This window comes from Neisseria animaloris (genome assembly GCF_900637855.1).
In the GTDB taxonomy this organism is placed as follows: domain Bacteria; phylum Pseudomonadota; class Gammaproteobacteria; order Burkholderiales; family Neisseriaceae; genus Neisseria; species Neisseria animaloris.
This window is the reverse complement of sequence record NZ_LR134440.1, coordinates 677,985-697,408: the sequence shown is the minus strand read 5'-3', so window position 1 is coordinate 697,408 and position 19,424 is coordinate 677,985. Positions and strand designations below refer to the sequence as shown.

Below are 19,424 nucleotides of genomic sequence, written 5' to 3'. Positions count from 1 at the left end.
TCTTTATCGATATGTTCAGGCGGCCTTATAAAGCCGCGTCAAATCCTGCATCTTCAATGGTTTCGATTAAAGCAGCAGTTTGCACTTTTGCCGGATCAAACGTGACTTGTGCAGAGGAAGATGCCAAATCCACTTCGGCTTTTGTTACGCCGTTCAATGCTTCCAGCACTTTGGTAACACTTTTCACACAGCCGCCGCAGGTCATACCGCCGATTTTGATGTTGATGGTTTCCATAGAAATTCTCCTGATAAATATCGTTGAGTGATTCTGAAGAACTATAAACCTTAATATAGGGGCGGGGTCAAGAAGTTTACAAGCGAAGTAAAGAGTTCGGGCCGTTTGAAGGGTTTATTTAAGCCGGGTGCGGCAACGCCGTGGCAAAATTTAAGTTTCTTTGCTATATAATTTTGTTGTTTTCCTTTCCAAGCCTTGAGGCCGTCTGAAAAGGCGGCCTTTGCCCAATATGAAATTCCGCTATCTTTACACGCTTGCCATTCTGCTGCTTGCCGCTTTTCTCGCTTATACCTTTGCTACCCGCACATGGCTGCAAACCGATTTGACCGCCTTGCTGCCGGCGGAGCAAACGCCGGACGTGCTGCTGGAAACGGCCGACAAATTTATCGAAAAGCAGTTGAACGGCCAAGTGGTATTGCTTGCAGGCAGTGATGATGCGGAAAAGGCTTTTCAGACGGCCTCCGACATTGCCGAAGCATGGCGCAAAAGCGGGGTATTTGCAGAGGTGGACAGCAGCGCTTCGCCCGACTTGGCGCAAATCCGCCAAGATGTTCGGCGGTTGGGGCTGGCGGTGCTGCCGCCCGAACAGCGGAAATTGCTTGCGGATAACCCGCAGCAGTATTTCCAAGCGCGTGCCGAGGCGGTGGTGAATCCGTTTTCCGCTGTGTCGCCGCTGCCCTTGGAACAGGATTGGCTGGGTTTCGGGCGGTTTGTGATGGAACGTGCCGCACCGCAGAGCCGTTTGCAGTGGAACGCCGACAACGGCATGTTGTTCAGCGAAGAAAACGGCAAAACATGGGTATGGTTGCGCGGCAGGCTGCCAGAAAGCAACCACATCGCCAACGGCAGTGCAGGCCTGTTGTCGCTGTTGGAACGCAGCCGTGAAATGGCGGCGCAGCGTGGAGTGGAAACGCTGAGTGCGGGCGGGGCGGTGTTTGCGGCAGCGGCCAAAGCGGGAGCGGAACGTGAAAGCCGCCTGATGGCGGTGGCGGGGCTGCTGCTGACGTTTACGCTGTTACTGTGGGTGTTCCGCAGCGCACGTGTGTTTTGGCTTACCCTGCCTTTAGCGGCAGGGTTGCTCACGGGGCTGGCGGCGGCTTTGCTGGTGTTCGGCGAAGTGCATATTTTAACGATTGTGATCGGCACGAGCTTAGTGGGTATGCTGGCGGATTTTCCGTTGCATTGGCTGACTCCGTCGGTGTTTGCCGGAAGGCCGTCTGAAAGCGGTTGGCGGCCGGTGCCTGCCATGCGCCATGTGCTGCCGACTTTTGCTGTGAGCCTGCTGATTACCGTGCTAGGCTATGCTTTGCTGTGGTTTACGCCGCTGCCGGTGTTACGCCAGACTGCCGTGTTTTCGGGCTTTGCGCTGGTGGGCGCGTTCGGGGCGACAGTGCTGTGGCTGCCGGTGCTGTTTAAGCATTACCGCAGCAAAGAAGTGCCGTTTACGGCAATGATGTACGGCCTCGATCGAACGGTAGGCCGTCTGAAAAACATGGTGTTCAAACCGCTGCCGCTGGCAGTGTTGCTGGTGTTGGCTGCGTTCGGGTTGTGGCGCAGCGATTGGCGCGACGACATCCGCCAATGGACGGCTTTGTCGCCTGAAATGCTTGCGGAGGCACGCAGAATCGGCGAGTTGAGCGGCACGGAATTCGGCGGCCAATATGTGCTGGTCGAGGCCGGAAACCAAGATGCGCTGCTGCAACGCAATGCCGAAGTGCACAGCCGTTTGCAGCCGCTGATGGCGCAACGGAAACTCGCCGGTATCCAATCGCTCGACCAATGGATAATGCCGGTGTCGGAGCAGAAATCGCTGCAAAACCGTTTGCGCGGCTTGTCTGAACGGTCGGAAACATGGGCGGTCATGCGTGAAATCGGCGTGCCCGACGAAGCCATGAGTGCAGCCTTGCAGGAAGCTGCCGAAATGCCCGCGCAAACGCTTTCAGACGGCCTGCAAACGCAGATTTCCGAAGGCTGGCAGCTGCTGTATCTAGGAGAAGTTTCACCGAACCGCTTTGCCTCTATCGTGCGTCTGAACGGTATTCGGGACGCGACTTCCGTTCAGGCCGTCTTAAAAAATATGGAAGGGGTACATTGGGCGGATAAACGCGCCCATTTGAACGAACTGTTTCTGCACACCCGCAATCAGGCTGTGTGGCTGAAGCTGGCTTCTTATGCGCTGGCGTGGTTTTTGCTGTGGCGCATGTTCGGCACCAAGCGCAGCATACAGATTTTGGCCGTGCCGCTGGCCGCCGCCGGCTGCACCGTTGCCGTGCTCGGCTGGCTGGGCATTCCGATCAGCCTGTTCGCCATGTTCGGCCTGCTGCTGGTTTCCGCCATCGGGGTGGATTATGCCGTTTACGCCGTAGCCGCCAAGCATTCCGCTCCCGCCCGCCTCGGCGGGATGATGTTGGCGGCCATGACCACGGGCATTTCGTTTGCCTTGCTCGGTATGAGCGGCACGCCTGCCGTGGCCGCATTCGGCATCAGCGTGGCGGCAGGGGTGGCGTTCAATCTGATTTTTGCGGGCTGGCTGTTGAAAGAGCATAAAATTTCAAAAGAAACGGCAATAAAATCTTTGCTTTAACGGGCTTTGCAAATTTGATAAACTCCGCATTCACACCATCTGATAATGAAAACGGATTCCTCGATGAAAATGAAAAAAAATGCAGTTCTGCTGGCCGCCGCTTTGATATTGGCATCATGTACTGCCACGCAAACGACACCGGAAACACCAGTCAAACCCGTTCCCAAACGCCCGTCTTTAGACCGAGCGGCCGACTCGGTGGCCATCAGCGGTTTCAACGGTAACGCCGACGTGCAGCGTTTTATCGCGCATGAAGTGGCAAGCGGCAAGTTTACCGAAAGCGAATTGCAGAGCTTTTTCGACGGCGTGATTTACAGAGGCAACATTATCAACATCATGAACCGCCCGGGTACGTCGCGCCCGTGGTATGAATTCCGCACGGGCAACTCCGGCGAAGCCAAAATCAATAACGGCAAGCGCTTCTACCAACAGCACAAAACCACCATCGATGCCGTGGCGCGCAGCTACGGCGTACCGGCCGAGCTGATTGTGGCCATCATCGGCATCGAAACCAACTACGGCAACAATATGGGCAGCTTCCGTTTGGCGGATTCTTTGAGTACGCTGGCATTCGACTATCCTCGCCGTGCCGAGTTTTTCCAAAAAGAACTGCATGAATTTCTGCTGATGGCGAAAGAAGAGAAGCGCGACGTATTCAGTTTTAAAGGCAGCTATGCCGGCGCAATGGGCATGCCGCAGTTTATACCTTCGAGCTTTCGTAAATATGCGGTCGATTACGACGGCGACGGCTTGCGCGATATTTGGAACAACGTCGGCGACGTGGCAGCTTCGGTGGCGAACTACATGAAAGCACACGGCTGGCAAACCAACGGCAAAATGGTGGTGCCGGTTACGCTCACCATCACGCAAGAACTGCAAAACATCATCGACGAAAAAACCGCGCTCACCCGTACAGTGGGTGAACTCAAACGTTTGGGCGTGATGCCGCAGGAAGTGGTGGCCGACAATGAAAAAGCCGTGCTCTACCGACTTGAAACCGCGCCGGGCGTGTATGAATACTATATCGGCCTGAATAACTTCTACACCGTATGGCAATACAACCACAGCCGCATGTATGTAACCGCCGTGCGCGATATTGCCAACGGCGTAGGCGGCAACTACCGTTTGTAACGGTTCGATATTGCCGCCGTGCATAAAAAAACCGCTGCCCGTGCGATAACGGCGGCGGTTTTCATGTGTTTGGCGGCAGGTAAAAAATGTTAGAATACCGAATCTTCAAGGCATGAAACCGACGGCCCGATTATAAAAACAGCGCGTGCATCCTTGCCTGCCGTGCGGCCGCATACCTGCCTTCCTTCAGCGAATTCAAACAAAAGATAATCTATGGCTTACCAAGTTCTCGCCCGTAAGTGGCGGCCTAAAACCTTTGCCGATTTGGTCGGACAGGAACACGTTGTCAAAGCCCTGCGCAATGCGCTCGACGAAGGCCGCCTGCACCATGCCTATCTGCTTACCGGCACGCGCGGGGTGGGCAAAACCACCATCGCCCGCATTCTGGCAAAAAGTCTCAACTGCGAAAACGCCAACCACGGCGAGCCTTGCGGCGTGTGCCAAAGCTGCACCCAAATCGACGCGGGGCGTTACGTCGACTTGCTCGAAATCGACGCGGCTTCCAACACCGGCATCGACAACATCCGCGAAGTGCTCGAAAACGCCCAATACGCGCCCACCGCCGGCAAATACAAAGTCTATATCATCGACGAAGTGCACATGCTTTCCAAAAGCGCGTTCAATGCCATGCTGAAAACGCTGGAAGAGCCGCCCGAGCATGTAAAATTCATTCTCGCCACCACCGACCCGCACAAAGTGCCGATTACCGTATTGAGCCGCTGCCTGCAATTCGTGCTGCGCAACATGACCACGCAGCAAGTGGCCGACCATTTGGCGCATGTGCTGACGGAGGAGCAGATTCCGTTCGAGCCGCCCGCGCTGCAACTGCTCGGCCGCGCCGCCATGGGTTCGATGCGCGATGCCTTGAGCCTGCTCGACCAAGCGATTGCGATGGGTTCGGGCAGCGTTACCGAACATGATGTCCGCCAGATGATTGGCGCAGTCGACAAACGCTATCTTTACGAACTGCTGCAAGGCATCGTGAACCAAGACGGCGAAGAACTGCTGCGCAAAGCACAGGAAATGGCCGCCCGCGCCATCGGTTTCGACAACGCCCTGAGCGAGTTGGCTATGCTGCTGCAACGGTTGGCCTTGGCGAAAACCGTTCCTGCCGCCATTGCCGACGACCCCGAACACGAAACGCTGCTGCGCTTATCGCAATATTTAAGCGGCGAACAAATCCAGCTTTACTACCAGTGCGCCATCCATGGCAAACAGGATTTGAGCCTTGCGCCCGACGAATACGCCGGTTTCGTGATGACGCTGTTGCGTATGCTCGCGTTCGCCCCGATTGCCGCGAAAGCGCACGACCCCGACGGCGTGATTGAAGGCACGCAACTGCACAACCCCGAAGCGGCGGAACCTGCCGCAAAAAAGCCGCTGATTCTGCCTGAAACACAAACTACACCGCCTGCCGCCCAAAAACCGCCCGCACCCGCTGTGAGGCCGTCTGAAAAGCCTGATGCGGTTGTTCAGGCAGAAGACACCCCGCCGTGGGAAGATGCACCGCAAACACCTGAAACGGCAGAGAACGGCTTTCAGACGGCTTCCGAAGAGATCAGGCCGTCTGAAAAAATTGAAACGCAAACAGCGGCTCAGGCAGAAGAAGCACCTTTGCACAATCACGCGCAGGAAACACCTGCCGTGGCAACAGAGCATTTTCAGACGGCCTCAATGCCGACAGTAAAGCCGTCTGAAACGGCAGGCGAACAAATTGCCGCACAAGAACCAACCGCACCTGAAACGCCTCAAACCGGCCAACCCGAAGCCGCCATGCCGTCTGAAAGCATGGAAAGCCTTGAGGCCGAAGCGGCAACACCGGCAGCAAGCACGGCCCATATTCAGACGGCCTCTCCGTTAAGCGAAGTGCACAGCCCGCAAACCATGCCGTCTGAAACCGCCGAAACCGCTTTTCAGACGGCCTCGGATTATCCGCCCGAATATGCCGATGTGCCGCCTTATCCCGATGCAGACGAGCCGCCGTATTTTCCCGAAGAATACGGCTATCCCGAATACGATGCGCCGGTGATGCCGTCTGAACACCACGAAAAAACGGATAATGCACAAACAGAGCAGGACGAAACGCCGCCCGACGATGAAGACGAAGCAGGCTTCACCCCGCTGCCCGAGTTCGCCCCCGAAAACTGGGCGGCCATCGCCAAACGCTTTGCCGCCAAACTCGGCGCGGCGCAAATGCTGACCCAACACGCCGCCTGGACCGGCTACGATGCCGAAAAAGGCTTGATGCTGTTGTCACTATCGGGCGAGGCTCGCGCCGTTACCAATAAAGAGCGTCTCGACAAAATCCAAAACACCCTTGCCGATGCCTACGGTTTGCAACTGAAGCTGCAAACCGAGCCGTGGCGCGACGATGCCGGTTGGGAAACCCCTGCCATGCGCAGCAAACGCCTGCAACTCGAAGGCCGCCAAAAAGCGCAAGACCTGCTTGAGGCCGACCAAACCGCACGGCAGATTCTCGACCTTTTTGAAGCCGAGTGGCTGCCCGACACACTCAAACTGGCCGAGTCGCAGGAATAAAGCATCGAGGCCGTCTGAAAACAGCATTTAAAAGTTTTAGCGAAGTGCGCAAAGCTCACTTTCAGACGGCCTGAAACGTTCATATTCTGTTTGATATTACTGTTGGTTTGCCGGCTGCCGTGTGCAGGCTTATATAAACCCTTCTGAAAAGCCGCGCCGTATTGCCGTCTTCCCATTCAAAAGGTATCATCAAACCCTTTTTAACCAGGAGTAAAACCATGTTCGGAAAAGCCGGATTAGGCGGCCTGATGAAGCAGGCTCAACAAATGCAGGAAAACATGAAAAAAGCGCAAGCCAAGCTGGCTGAAACCGAAGTGAACGGCGAAGCAGGCAACGGCTTGGTTAAAGTAACCATGACCTGCAACCACGTTGTCCGCAAAATCGACATCAGCGAAGATTTGATTAAAGAAGCGGCCGACGATAAAGAAATGCTCGAAGATTTGGTGCTGGCCGCCATCAACGACGCAGGCAATAAAGCCGAAGAAACCACCAACAAAACCATGGGCGCGTTCACCCAAGGACTGCCTGCCGGAATGGGCGACTTTTTCCGTTAACGGTTTTGCCGTACCGGCACTAACATATTGAAAGAGGCCGTCTGAAAGTATTTTCAGACGGCCTCTCGACTATGCAAACTATCCCACCCGGTAAAAGGCCAAGCTGCCGAGCAGGTTGGGCAGCATGTTGATGCGTTTGCCGCCCGTCATCACGGTGCGTTCCAGCACGCGGATGTGGTTTTTGGCACACAGGCGGTCGAAATCTTGCAGGGTGCACCAATGGATGTTCGGCGTGTTGTACCACTGGTAGGGCATGCGTTCGGATACGGGCATGTGTCCGAGCAGGCCGATTTGCAGGCGGTTGCGCCAGTAGCCGAAATTGGGGAAAGACACAATCGCCTGTTTCGCCACGCGGGTAAGGTCGCGCAGGATGGTTTCGGTGTTCTGCATGGCCTGTATGGTTTGGCTGAGCACCAGAATGTCGAAGCTGTTGTCGTCGAAATCCTGCAAACCTTGTTCCAAGTCGGCCTGAATCACGTTTACCCCGCGCTCCATCGAAGCGATGATGCCGTCGGTGTCGATTTCTACGCCGTAGCCGCTGCAATTTTTATGTTTGATCAGCGCGGAAAGCAATTCGCCGTTGCCACAACCCAAATCGAGCACGCGGCTGCCGGCGGGAATCCAGTCGTAAATCAGTTGTAAATCGTCGCGTAATTCAGTCATGGGCGCATTCCTCGGCTACGTTGTTCATATAGGCCTGTACGGCGCGGATGTAGGGTTCGTCGGTCATCAGAAAGGCATCGTGGCCGTGGGCGGATTCGACTTCGATGTATTGAACGTCTTTGCCGGCTTTCACCAAATGCTTCACCAGCGCGCGCGAGCGGGAGGGGGAGAAACGCCAGTCGGTGCTGAAACTGGCGACAAAAAATTTGGCCTGCACGGTTTTTAAGGCGGCGGTCAAGTCGTTACCGAAGTCGGCGGCGGGAGCGAAGTAGTCTAAGGCTTTGGTCATGCGCAAGTAGGTGTTGGCATCGAAGCGTTCGGCAAATTTGTCGCCTTGGTAGCGCAGGTAGGATTCCACTTCGAATTCGACACCGTAGCCGTATTGGTAGCCGTCGCTGTGCATGTTGCGGCCGAACTTTCTGCCCAAGCCTTGTTCGGCGAGATAGGTGATGTGCCCCATCATGCGGGCGATGCGCAGACCGCGGCGCGGTACGGTGTTGTGGCGGCGGTAGTGGCCGTCGTGGAAGTCGGGGTCGGTGATGATGGCTTGGCGGGCCACGTCGTTAAACGCGATGTTTTGGGCGGATAAACGGGTGGAAGAGGCGATGACCAATGCGTTTTTCACCCGTTCGGGGAAGTCTATCGTCCATTGCAATGCCTGCATGCCGCCCAAGCTGCCGCCGACAACCGCCGCCCATCGGCGGATGCCGAAATAATCGGCTAACAGGGCTTGGCTTTTTATCCAGTCTTTCACGGTGATCACGGGAAAATCGGCACCGTATTCTTCGCCGCTTTCGGGGTTGATGCTCAACGGGCCGGTGCTGCCGTGGCAGCCGCCGAGGTTGTTCAGACCGACGACGAAAAAGCGTTCGGTATCGATAGGTTTGCCCGGGCCGACCATGCTGTCCCACCAGCCGGGGTGTTTGTCGTCGGGATGATGCCGTCCGGCAACGTGGTGGTGGCCGGAAAGGGCGTGGCAGATTAAGACGGCATTCGATTTTTGCTCGTTTAAGGTGCCGTAGGTTTCCACCATCAAATCGAAACGGGGCAGCACTTGGCCGTTTTGCAATGCCAACGGGGTTTCAAACGGTATTTTCTGCGGGGTAACAATCCATGGATCGTCGGGGAGTATGGTCATGGCAGTCGGGCGGAAAAGACGGAAAGCGGTTATTATATAGTGAAGAAACCGGATAATTCCACCGCGCCGCCCAACGGCGGCGGTTTTGGTTTATGCCGGACAGCCGCAATTGCCGGCCGTTGTTTTCAGACGGCCTGTGGGAAAAGATAGATGATAGGCCGTATTTTACGCATTGTTTTTTTTATCGCATTAATCGGATTGGTGGTGAACCGTTTGTTCAGCCGCAAACAGAAACGTGCGCTGCGCGAAGTGGTGCAGATTAGCGCGTGGGTGTTTTTGGTGGCGGCGGTGTTGGCATTGGGCTGGTATTTGTTTAGTATTTATTGATGCTTTATATAAAGAGGCCGTCTGAAAACATGTTTTCAGACGGCCTCTTTCACATTATCCGCTTCAATCGAATCAAGCGCCGTAAACCGGATTTTTTTCACACAGGGCGGTGGCGGCTTTGGCTACACGCTCCAGCGTGGCTTGGTCTTCGGGATTTTCCAGCACGTCGGCAACCAAGTTGGCCAGCTCGCGGGCATCGGCTTCGCTGAAACCGCGGGTGGTAATCGCGGCGGTGCCGACACGGATGCCGGAAGTGACAAACGGTTTTTCGGGGTCGTTCGGAATGGCGTTTTTATTGATGGTGATGTGCGCCTTGCCCAAGGCTTCTTCGGCGGCTTTGCCGGTAATGTTTTTCGAGCGCAAATCTACCAAGAAAACGTGGCTTTCGGTGCGGCCCGAAATGATGCGCAAACCGCGTTTCACCAACTCTTCCGCCATGGCTGCGGCATTGATTTTCACTTGTTTGGCGTATTCTTTGAATTCAGGCTCCAACGCTTCTTTAAAGGCCACAGCTTTGGCGGCAATCACATGCATCAGCGGGCCGCCTTGCAGGCTCGGAAAAATAGCGGAATTGAGGGCCTTTTCGTGCGTGTTGTCGCGGCACAAAATCACGCCGCCGCGCGGGCCGCGCAGGGTTTTATGGGTGGTGGTGGTAACGAAGTCGGCATAAGGCACGGGGTTGGGATATTCGCCGCCGGCTATCAAACCTGCGTAGTGCGCCATGTCTACAAACAAGTATGCGCCTACTTTGTCGGCGATTTCGCGGAACTTGGCCCAGTCGATTTGCAGAGCGTAGGCGGAAGCGCCGGCCACAATCATTTTCGGTTTGTGTTCCAAAGCCAAGCGTTCTACTTCGGCGTAATCCAGCACTTCGTTTTCATCCAAACCGTAAGTAATCGCGTTATACAGTTTGCCGGAAATGTTGACCGATGCGCCGTGGGTCAAGTGGCCGCCATGTGCCAAGCTCATGCCGAGGATGGTGTCGCCGGGTTTCAGTACCGAAGCGTACACGGCTTGGTTGGCTTGCGAGCCGGAATGCGGCTGTACGTTGGCGTATTCGGCACCGAAGAGTTTTTTCACGCGGTCGATGGCCAGTTGTTCGGCGATGTCCACGTATTCGCAGCCGCCGTAATAGCGTTTGGCGGGGTAGCCTTCGGCGTATTTGTTGGTAAGCTGGCTGCCTTGCGCTTCCATCACGGCGCAGCTGACGTAGTTTTCCGAAGCAATCAGCTCAACGTGATCTTGCTGGCGTTGCACTTCTTTGGCAATCGCGGCGGCGAGTTCGGGGTCGTATTTCTCAATGGTTACGCTTTTTGAAAACATGTTGGTTCCTTTGGGATGGCGGGGTGGGGAACATTTCAGACGGCCTCGATCCGGCTCGCAGAGGCCATCTGAAAACTGATTAAACGGAAAGACTGCATTGTAGCCGAGTTTTGTGTTTTATGCTTATGAAAACGGCGATATTGTCAACAAAATCCATTCATGCCGGCAGAGGTCGTCTGAAAACGGGAAAATCGAATTATTTAAATAAATCATCTTGTTTAAGATAGTATTCTATCGATTCTATCAATTTTTCCAGCTCGTATTCCGCCTGCGCCGCACTCAGATTTTTGGCAATTTCGGCTAAGGCGGCGGCTTCCAGTTTTTTGCGTTCGATGGCATCGGCTTCTTTGGAAAAAGTCAGCACGTTGTCGGGCAGCTTCAAGGGCGGCATGTCGCCTTCGAGTGCGTAGAGGTTTTCGCCCGTCAAGCCGAATGCGGTGCTCGCGGCATGGTCGGGGTGGTATTCGGCATCATTGACTTGCAGCCAGTAAGGGCGGTTTTCGAGTTTGACAAACTGCCCGTTCAGGCCGTAGACGTGTTTGAATTTTCTCAAGGTTCAGACGGCCTTTTCAGTTGTCGGATACGGTTTTGGTAAGCCAGCCCTGTTGTTGCAGCAACGGAATGTTTTTCGGTGCGTAAGTGCTGCTGTAATAACGGGCGAATTTTTCGCGGAAAGGAAATTTTTCGCGCGCTTCGCCGAATGCGGTCATGGTGCGTTCGTATTGTTCGAGGCCGTCTGAAAGCGTTTGGTCGCACGGGTATTCGTTTTCGGCGTAAACGGCGCTTTCGGGCAGGCGCGGTTTGATGCGCATGTCGGTGTCGGGGATGCCGATGCAGAGGCCGACAATCGGAAAGGTGTTTTTAGGCAGTTTGAGCAGTTCGATTAATTCGGCGGCGATATTGCGGATACCGCCGGTGTAGCAGGTGGCGTAGCCGAGGCTTTCGGCGGCAATCACGGCGTTTTGGGCGGCCAGCGCGGTATCGGTTACGGCGGTAATCAGGCTGTCGGGTTCGCCGGCCGCGCTGAAGGTGCCGCTGTAGGCGCGGCTGGATAAGTCGGCGCGGTGCAGGTCGGCCACGAAAACCAGATAGGTGCTGCATGTACCGATTTGCGGGTTGGCCGGTTGCAGGGCGGTGATTTTTGCACGCAGTTCGGGCGAGGTGATGTTGATGATGGTGTAGTGCTGGCCGTTCATCCACGAAGGGGCTTGGCGGGCGCAGTCGATAATGGTTTGCAGATGTTCTTCCGGCAGGGCGGAGCCGCTTTTGAAATGCCGGTAGGTGCGGTGGTTTTTGATGGTTTCGACGGCGTTTTTCATGGAAGTTTCCTTTGCAGATGATGCCTGCGATTGTATGCGCGGCAGGGGGAAACGTCCAGTTGGGCGGCGTGCGGCAGAGGCCGTCTGAAATAAAATAAAGCTGGCAGGCAATCCTTGCTTTGTTATAAAATGTAATTGAAACCAGAAGGGCATAACTGCTTTATTTTTAATTTGTTATTTCAAAAAGGAAAACAAAATGTTTCCAGAATACCGTGATTTGATTGCTAAACTGAGACGGGAAGACGCACACTTCGCCCGTTTGTTTGACGAGCACAACGATTTGGACGACAAAATTACCGGTTTGACCAATAATCCCGTTACCGGCGGTTTGGATGAAATCGAGGTGCTGAAAAAACAAAAACTGCATCTGAAAGACCAGTTATACGCTATTTTGCGTAAAACCGAAGCCGAAAACGCGTAAGTGCCGAATAATGTGAAAAGGCCGTCTGAAAAGTTTCAGACGGCCTTTTTTACGGATTACAGACGCTTACATGCAGCAGCTGCCGAAACGCAGTTTTTTGCTGAACACCAGCTCGTGGGTGAGCTGTTTGAACACCAGAATATTGGTGTTGTTTTCCAGTGCGCGGATGCTGTGGGCTTCGTGCGGTTCCAAGCGCACCACTTGCAGACCTTTGGTATCGAGCGTTTCTTTTTCGGTGATGATTTGCGCGCTGCCGTTGAGCACGATCAGCAGGAGGATGGCATCGGTTTCGTAGGTAGGGATTTCGTTGTCTTTCTGAAGGGAAAGCTGCACGATTTGTTGGTCGTTGTCTTCGGCAATCACGCCGCCGATTAAGGCGTGGGGATCGAGAGTGTATTGCTTCATGGTTTTACCTTTGATGGGAAAGAAAATTACAGCCGGAATTATAAAGTTGCGGAAAAAGCGCAGGCAATTTTTTCAGACGGCATTTTGATGTAAGGCAAGTTAAGGGGAAGCGGCGGGCGGTAGCGGGTAGGGAAGAGGCCGTCTGAAAACAAACTTTCAGACGGCCTGCCGGCGGTTATCGCGTATTGCCGCTTTTGGCTTTCGAGGCCAGCATCGCCTGCAAACCGGCTAGATTGCTCTTGCCTTCTTCCTTACTCACAATCGGCTCGCCGCCTTTTCTGCCGAGGATTTTCAAATCTTCCTGCGGCATTTCGTCGATAAAGCGGCTGGGGTCGGGAAACTGCCATGTGCCTTGCCGTTTGCGCTTCACACAGTGGGTGAGCGTGAGCTGGCGTTTGGCACGGGTGATGCCTACATACATCAAGCGCCGCTCTTCCTCGACGTTACTCTCTTCGATGCTGTCGGCGTGGGGCAGCATGCCTTCTTCGCAGCCTACAAGAAACACATACGGATATTCCAAGCCTTTGGAGGCGTGGAGGGTAGAAAGTTTAACCGCATCTGTTTCTTCTTCGTTTTTGCCTTCTAGCAGCGTCATCAGGGCAATGGTTTGGGCGATTTCGATGATGTTTTTGCCGTCTTGCTCGCCTTTGCGCGCCAGCCAGTCGGTGAGGTCGGTAACGTTGCGCCATTTGATTTCGCCGGCTTTGCCTTCTTCGCTGCCGAGCAGATGGGCTTCGTAGGCGATGTCGGCCAGCAGGTCGTTGACGAGTTCGCCCGCGTCGTCGTGTTCGGCACGGGCGCGGTAATCTTCCATCAAGGCCATGAATTGTTGCAGGTGCTCGCGGTTTTGGGCGTTTAAGACGGCCTGTGCTTCGGGGTTTAACGCCGCTTCATACAGGCTGCATTCGTGGCTGTGGGCATAGGCGTTAAGTTTGCCGAGCGTGGCTTCACCGATGCCGCGTTTGGGTGTGGTAACGGCGCGTAAAAAGGCGGGGTCGTCGTTGGGGTTGGCGAGCAGGCGGATGTAGGACAATACGTCTTTGATTTCGGCCTTATCAAAAAAACTCTGGCCGCCTGAAAGCTGGTAAGGCACGCGCGCGCTGCGCAAGGCTTCTTCAAACACCCGCGCCTGATGGTTGCCGCGGTAGAGGACGGCGAAATCGGCGTATCGGGTTTTGTCGCCGCCCACCAGTTTTTGTTTCACAATCTGGCTTACCACCCATTCGGCTTCGTGCTGTTCATGCTGGCAGGCGACGATTTTGATGTGTTCGCCCATGCCGAACTGCGACCACAAGGTTTTTTTAAACAGCTTGGGGTTGTTTTCAATCACCTTGTTGGCCACTTTCAATATCCGCGCGGTGGAGCGGTAGTTTTGCTCCAGCTTGATTACCTTCATCTGCGGATAATCTTCCTGCATTTGGCGCAGGTTTTCCATGTTTGCGCCGCGCCATGCGTAGATGGATTGGTCGTCGTCGCCCACGGCGGTAAACATGCCTTCCGCGCCGGTGAGCAGCTTCATCAAAGTGTATTGGCAGGCATTGGTGTCTTGGCATTCGTCCACCAGCAGATAGCGCAGGCGGAGCTGCCATTTGTGGCGCACTTCGCTGTTTTGCTGCAACAGCACGGCAGGCAGGCGGATTAAGTCGTCGAAATCAACGGCCTGATAGCTCTCCAGCGTGGCCTGATAGCCGGCATACACTTTCGCCATTTGGCTTTCCCACTCGTTGGAGGCCGTCTGAAAAATTTCTTCGGGCGTTTTCAAATCGTTTTTCCACAAAGAAATCTGATGCTGGGCTTTGAACACCGCTTCTTTGCCGGTGCTGCCGAGCAGCTCGTTGATGATTTTGGCACTGTCGGTGCCGTCGAGAATGGAAAAGTTTTTCTTGTAGCCGATGTTGGCGGCTTCTTCACGCAAAATGCGCATACCGAGCGAATGGAAAGTACATATGGTCAGGCCGCGCGTTTGGCTTTTCGGCAGCATTTTGCCCACACGCTCCTGCATTTCTTTAGCGGCTTTGTTGGTAAACGTGATGGCGGCGATGTGGTGGGCGGGATAATTTACTTGGGTAATCAGGTATTTGATTTTCTGGGTAATCACACCGGTTTTGCCGCTGCCCGCACCTGCCAAAACGAGCAGGGGGCCGCCAAGATATTGCACGGCTTGTTGTTGCTGGGGATTGAGTTTCATAGAAGAGGCCGTCTGAAAGAAATGCGGGGCAGATTATAGCATTTTGTTGTTTTCAGACGGCCTTGGTTCGCTTGTTGAGTTAAAGGCGGAATAGCGAAACCGGTATAGTTAATCCACTTAAAAACCGCCTTAATACCATACCGGAGTGTAAATGGCTGACGGTGAATAAACGGCTACTGACGGTTTGAGCGGACAGACGGTATCAGGAATGTGATTTTTTTCTGAAGGCCGTCTGAAGTCAGCCGGAAAATTTAGGCAGGCGGCCGGCGAGGGCAATGCTGTCGGCCACAATGTTTCCGCTGCTTGCCAGATGGCATTCGGTTTCCACAATCAAAAGATTGGACGGCCGGCCCGCATGCAGGCTCATGCGCATTTCGGCAGGCACAAACGGCAGCTTGCGGGCGGCGGCGAAGGCTTGGGCACGCCGGTTGGCCAGATTCAGCATCGGCAGTAGGGTAATGTCGAGGTGGAAGCGGCGCACGCCTAAAACGATAATGCGGGCGGCAAACCAGTCGGCTTCTTCGGTAAATACGTTTGGGCTGGGCTGTTTGAAATCATGGCGCATCGCGGCAATCAGCGCGGCGACGGCGCGAATTTGCGGCAGCATGGCTTCACTTACCAGTGCGGTGCCGGCTGTTTCGGGCAGTTGCAGCGAAAACAGATCAGGACGGTGGGTATTGCCGTCTACAATGATACTACAGCGGTGCAATGGTGCCGGGTTGCTTTGGTTTGAGGTGTTTAACATAACGGCGGCTTTCATTTTTATTTACTCCTTGGGCTCTCGGGCGGCAAATAAAAAGGCCGCCTGTGAATTCGGGCGGCTCTATTTCGCGTTTGCTTAAAGTTTATCTGTATTTCAGACAAGCGCAAAAAAGTACCGCACTGTTGTGTGGTACCAATAAAAATAAGCAAAGGGGCGGTTGTTTGATGTATTCATGTGCGGCAGGTTAAAACAAAGTATTGATTACTGTCAACGAGTACCCAGAGTAAAAATACTTTATAAATTTTTAATTCATTGTAATAGAAAGATTTATTTTTCTCCCCATTTAGTCATCAAGGTGTGCGGAATGCGTAATTGGTCAAGAATACGTGCTACAACGAAGTCAATTAAATCATCAATACTCTGCGGATGATGGTAAAAACCGGGTGCGGGCGGCAGGATAACCGCTCCGAGTTGCGAAAGTTTCAGCAGGTTTTCCAGATGCAGTGATGAAAGCGGCGTTTCGCGCGGCACGAGTATCAGCGGGCGGCGTTCTTTCAGGCACACATCGGCGGCACGTTCGATAAGGTGGTCTGAAGTGCCGTGCGCCACTGCCGCCACCACGCCCATGCTGGCGGGGCAGATAATCATAGCATCGGCGGGATTGGTGCCGGAGGCGGGTGGGGCAAACCATTCGTCTTTGCCGAATACGCGCAGTTGCTCTGCGGGTACATTGAATTTTTCGCATAAAAACGTTTGGCAGGCGGTAGGGTTGGAAGGGAGGGAAAGGTTCATTTCCTGCCCGGCCACCACTTGTGCGGCCTGCGAATACAGCAGCCAAACGGTTTTGCCGCTGTGCAGCAGGCATTCCAGCAGCCGGATGCCGTAAGGCATGCCCGATGCGCCGGTAAAGGCGAGGGCAACGGTTTGAATCGGATGTGTTTGATGGTTCATAAGGTATCCGTCAATAAAACAGCGGGGTGCAAACGGTTAAACGGGCAATGTCGGGAGGCCGTCTGAAAAAGTCGGTTATACGTTGTCGGCGCTGCGTTCGATTTCTACACCGACTTCGCGCACATCGGGCAAAATGCCGGGCTTGATGATGCGCACACGTATCCATTGTGCGCCGAAATCCTGCAATACCAGTTCGGCTACATGTTCGGCCAAGGCTTCCAGCAGCAGGAATTGCTGGTTTTTCAGGCTGCTGCGCACGGCATCGCATACGTCGGCGTAGTGTATGGTGTCGTCGATGTTATCTGAAACGGCGGTTTTTTCGGGAATGCCGATAACCAAATCCAGCACCAGCGTCTGCATTTGCTCGCGTTCCCAATCGTATACGCCGATCAACGTTTCGGCTTTCATGCCGTTCAAAAAGATTTTGTCCATTTTGTGTTGCGCCGTTTTCACGTTAAAATTACGCTTTCATTCTAAAACAAAAGTAACGGTAATGTTTAATTTATTGGCGGTTATCACTTCTTATTTAATCGGTTCGCTTTCGTTTGCGGTAATCGTGTCGAAGCTTTTCGGTATGGCCGATCCGCGCACTTACGGTTCGGGCAATCCGGGGGCGACCAACGTATTGCGCAGCGGCAAGAAAAAAGCGGCGGCGTTAACGCTGCTCGGCGATGCGTTGAAAGGGTTGGTTGCCGTACTGTTGGCCTTGTGGGTGCAGGAGCCGCTCGGTTTGGATAACAGCACCATTGCGCTGGTAGCCGTGGCCGCGTTGGTGGGGCATATGTGGCCGGTGTTTTTCGGCTTTAAGGGCGGCAAAGGCGTGGCGACGGCTTTTGGTGTGCTGTTGGCTTTGTCGTGGCCGACTGCTTTGGTTTGCGCGGTGGTGTGGCTGGTGATGGCGTTCGGGTTCAAAGTGTCTTCGCTGGCGGCTTTGACGGCAACCGTTCTCAGCCCGGTTGCCGCTTACTTTCTAATGCCTTACGGTTCGTGGGTGTGGGCGACGGCGGTGATTGCCTTGTTGGTGCTTTACCGGCATAAAAGCAATATCCAAAACTTGCTCAGCGGCAAAGAAGGCAAAATCGGCGATAAAGCGGAATAGCAAAATAGTCGGGAAACGGAACAGGCAGCTTGGGCTGCCTGTCGGCTTTTGTGGCAAAATATAACGTGTAAATCCGATTTTTTTGCCATATGACAGGAATGCCATCATGCGAATTTCTTTTTCAGACGGCCTGAAAAAATGTTGTGTGTTATCGGCAGCGTTGCTGCTGTCGGCCTGCGCTCTGGTGCGTTATCCGCCTGTGGCGGCCATCAGCCGGATCGATACCGAAAAAGGCTACCGCCTGCAACATGCTTTGGAGCGGCAGGAGGGCGACGATACGTTTATCGTGCTGATGCTTTCGGGTGGCGGCACACGGGCAGCCGCACTGGGTTACGGTGTTTTGGAAGAATTGAGCAGGCAGAAAGTCTATATAGGCGGTAAAGAAATCAAATTGAGCGAAAGTATCGACCTGACCTACGGCGTATCGGGCGGTTCGGTGCTGGCGGCATATTTTTCGCTGCACGGGCAGAACACGATTCCTGCATTCGAGCGCCGCTTCCTAAAGCAGAATTTCCAACGCCAGTTTGCCAAGCAAGTGTTTTCGGCCGCCAATCTGCCGCGGCTTACCTCGCCTGAGTTCGGGCGCGGCGATTTGTTGCAGGAGCAGTTTGAAGCGACGCTATTTCGCAATGCCACCTTCGGCGATTTGGAAAAACGCCGCAAAGGGCCTTTCGCCGTGATTACCGCCACCGATATGTCGCTAGGCAACCGTTTGGATTTCACGCAGGAATATTTCGATGCGATGTGCCTGAACCTTTCCGACCTGCCCCTTGCGCGGGCGGTGGCGGCATCCAGCGCGGTGCCGCTGGTGTTCAGCCCCATCACGCTCAACAATAACGGCGGCAACTGCGGCTATACTTTGCCGCCGCGTTTGGAAAAAGCGGTGGAAAGGGATAGCGGCAAGCTGCAACGACATACCCGCAAAGAGTTTAAAGAAAATCTCAAACAATACGAAGACAGCAAAGCGCGCCCGTATATCCACCTGATCGACGGCGGCCTTACCGACAACCTCGGTTTGCGCAGTTTGCTCGACGTTACCGAAATTTATCCGAAAAACGTGCTTTACCGGCAGTTTATCGAAGGCAAAGTCAACAAAATCATCGTGATCAACGTTAACGCGCAAAACCAGATGAGCACGGCCATCGACAAAACCGCCGCCGTGCCGGGTTTTTACGATGTGTTGAACGCCATTATCAATATTCCCATCGACCAGTATTCGCAAGAATCCCTGCGCCGTTTCCGCGCGTTTACCGACCAATGGAACGAAGCGGTGGCAACCGGCTCCGGCGGGCGCAAAGTCAGCATGTATTTCGTGAGCCTGAATCTGCGCGATTTGCCGGAATCGCAGTTGCGCAAGAACGTATTGAACATTTCCACCAGTTTCTACCTGCCCCCCAACGACATCAACGATTTGAAAACCGCCGCGCGGGTGTTGATGGCGCAGTCGCCCGAATACAAACGGCTGTTGGATGATTTGTCCGCCGAACCGGTGCAGACTCCCGCGGCGGTTCACAAGCCCGTTTGGTTCGTCGGCGACGGGCCGCAACTGCCGGTGAAAGAGCCACAAAATTATGATGCGGCTTTGTTTGGCGGCAGTTAGATTGCTGTGCGGTTGAATGCGGATATTCGTGTGGAGGCCGTCTGAAAAACGCTTTTTCAGACGGCCTCTTTGTTATTGTTGTTGCTGCGGTTTGGGTGGCATGGGTATGGTGCGGGTAGCCCTCGCTTCAGCCTTCTCGCACGGAATAGCAGACGGATGGTTACCGGTTCGGGCGGGGGAAAGGCGCGCATGTGGGGTTGGGTGCGGATATTTGTATAGAGGCCGTCTGAAAAGATGTTTTCAGA

Annotated in this window: 19 protein-coding genes; 8 read left to right on the top strand and 11 right to left on the bottom strand. The window is 54.3% G+C overall.

Annotation, left to right across the window (positions count from 1 at the left end; translation table 11 throughout):
• Positions 1 to 25: 25 nt before the first annotated feature.
• Positions 26 to 235: a heavy-metal-associated domain-containing protein gene (locus EL216_RS03380; RefSeq protein WP_085390384.1), complete on the bottom strand. Its 210-nt coding sequence runs from the start codon at positions 233 to 235 to the stop codon at positions 26 to 28.
• A 229-nt stretch (positions 236 to 464) separates the two neighbouring features.
• On the opposite strand from EL216_RS03380, the gene EL216_RS03375 reads away from it, so the two are divergent.
• The 4 genes from EL216_RS03375 (at position 465) to EL216_RS03360 (ending at position 7,042) form a co-directional block, all read left to right on the top strand.
• Positions 465 to 2,819, top strand: a complete 2,355-nt coding sequence (locus EL216_RS03375) for an MMPL family transporter (protein WP_085390385.1) — start codon at positions 465 to 467, stop codon at positions 2,817 to 2,819.
• 69 nt (positions 2,820 to 2,888) lie between these two features.
• Complete coding sequence (mltB, locus tag EL216_RS03370) at positions 2,889 to 3,950, top strand: lytic murein transglycosylase B (RefSeq protein WP_085390521.1); 1,062 nt, start codon at positions 2,889 to 2,891, stop codon at positions 3,948 to 3,950.
• Between the two features lie 213 nt (positions 3,951 to 4,163).
• Entirely contained in the window at positions 4,164 to 6,488 is a 2,325-nt protein-coding gene (gene dnaX / locus EL216_RS03365) for a DNA polymerase III subunit gamma/tau (RefSeq protein WP_085390386.1), read from the top strand.
• Between the two features lie 218 nt (positions 6,489 to 6,706).
• Positions 6,707 to 7,042 carry a YbaB/EbfC family nucleoid-associated protein gene (locus EL216_RS03360; protein WP_004284292.1) on the top strand — a complete coding sequence of 112 codons (336 nt, stop codon included), beginning with the start codon at positions 6,707 to 6,709 and terminating at the stop codon, positions 7,040 to 7,042.
• Positions 7,043 to 7,120: 78 nt separating this feature from the next.
• Here EL216_RS03360 and metW read toward each other — a convergent pair whose 3' ends face one another.
• Together metW and metX are read right to left on the bottom strand one after the other, a co-directional pair.
• Entirely contained in the window at positions 7,121 to 7,705 is a 585-nt protein-coding gene (metW, locus tag EL216_RS03355) for a methionine biosynthesis protein MetW (protein WP_085390387.1), read from the bottom strand.
• Positions 7,698 to 8,843 carry a homoserine O-succinyltransferase MetX gene (gene metX / locus EL216_RS03350; RefSeq protein ID WP_085390388.1) on the bottom strand — a complete coding sequence of 382 codons (1,146 nt, stop codon included), beginning with the start codon at positions 8,841 to 8,843 and terminating at the stop codon, positions 7,698 to 7,700. Before metX ends, metW begins: the two co-directional genes overlap by 8 nt.
• A gap of 150 nt (positions 8,844 to 8,993) precedes the next feature.
• Between metX and EL216_RS11045 the strand changes: the two genes are divergently transcribed.
• A complete protein-coding gene (locus EL216_RS11045; RefSeq protein WP_164713853.1) occupies positions 8,994 to 9,170 on the top strand; it encodes a protein MIGRI in 177 nt (58 codons plus the stop codon).
• Between the two features lie 72 nt (positions 9,171 to 9,242).
• Here the strand turns inward: EL216_RS11045 and glyA are convergent, their stop codons facing one another.
• The 3 genes from glyA to EL216_RS03335 all read right to left on the bottom strand — a co-directional run bounded on the left by glyA (position 9,243) and on the right by EL216_RS03335 (position 11,812).
• Entirely contained in the window at positions 9,243 to 10,493 is a 1,251-nt protein-coding gene (gene glyA / locus EL216_RS03345) for a serine hydroxymethyltransferase (protein WP_085390389.1), read from the bottom strand.
• A 196-nt stretch (positions 10,494 to 10,689) separates the two neighbouring features.
• A complete protein-coding gene (locus EL216_RS03340; RefSeq protein ID WP_085390390.1) occupies positions 10,690 to 11,046 on the bottom strand; it encodes a hypothetical protein in 357 nt (118 codons plus the stop codon).
• A gap of 16 nt (positions 11,047 to 11,062) precedes the next feature.
• Complete coding sequence (locus EL216_RS03335; protein WP_085390391.1) at positions 11,063 to 11,812, bottom strand: nitroreductase family protein; 750 nt, start codon at positions 11,810 to 11,812, stop codon at positions 11,063 to 11,065.
• A gap of 196 nt (positions 11,813 to 12,008) precedes the next feature.
• Between EL216_RS03335 and EL216_RS03330 the strand changes: the two genes are divergently transcribed.
• A complete protein-coding gene (locus EL216_RS03330; RefSeq protein WP_085390392.1) occupies positions 12,009 to 12,233 on the top strand; it encodes a YdcH family protein in 225 nt (74 codons plus the stop codon).
• A 66-nt stretch (positions 12,234 to 12,299) separates the two neighbouring features.
• On the opposite strand, the gene EL216_RS03325 is transcribed toward EL216_RS03330, so the two are convergent.
• From EL216_RS03325 to folB, 5 genes are all read right to left on the bottom strand, one after another.
• Complete coding sequence (locus EL216_RS03325) at positions 12,300 to 12,638, bottom strand: cupin domain-containing protein (protein WP_085390393.1); 339 nt, start codon at positions 12,636 to 12,638, stop codon at positions 12,300 to 12,302.
• A gap of 175 nt (positions 12,639 to 12,813) precedes the next feature.
• Positions 12,814 to 14,826, bottom strand: coding sequence for a DNA helicase Rep (rep, locus tag EL216_RS03320; RefSeq protein ID WP_085390394.1), 2,013 nt, complete (start codon positions 14,824 to 14,826; stop codon positions 12,814 to 12,816).
• Positions 14,827 to 15,064: 238 nt separating this feature from the next.
• Positions 15,065 to 15,586: a hypothetical protein gene (locus EL216_RS03315; RefSeq protein WP_085390395.1), complete on the bottom strand. Its 522-nt coding sequence runs from the start codon at positions 15,584 to 15,586 to the stop codon at positions 15,065 to 15,067.
• Between the two features lie 270 nt (positions 15,587 to 15,856).
• Positions 15,857 to 16,480, bottom strand: a complete 624-nt coding sequence (locus EL216_RS03310; protein ID WP_085390396.1) for a flavin prenyltransferase UbiX — start codon at positions 16,478 to 16,480, stop codon at positions 15,857 to 15,859.
• 75 nt (positions 16,481 to 16,555) lie between these two features.
• Complete coding sequence (folB, locus tag EL216_RS03305; RefSeq protein WP_085390397.1) at positions 16,556 to 16,912, bottom strand: dihydroneopterin aldolase; 357 nt, start codon at positions 16,910 to 16,912, stop codon at positions 16,556 to 16,558.
• Positions 16,913 to 16,973: 61 nt separating this feature from the next.
• On the opposite strand from folB, the gene plsY reads away from it, so the two are divergent.
• Positions 16,974 to 17,579, top strand: a complete 606-nt coding sequence (gene plsY / locus EL216_RS03300) for a glycerol-3-phosphate 1-O-acyltransferase PlsY (RefSeq protein ID WP_085390398.1) — start codon at positions 16,974 to 16,976, stop codon at positions 17,577 to 17,579.
• 106 nt (positions 17,580 to 17,685) lie between these two features.
• Positions 17,686 to 19,179: a patatin-like phospholipase family protein gene (locus EL216_RS03295; RefSeq protein ID WP_085390399.1), complete on the top strand. Its 1,494-nt coding sequence runs from the start codon at positions 17,686 to 17,688 to the stop codon at positions 19,177 to 19,179.
• Positions 19,180 to 19,424 lie beyond the last annotated feature (245 nt).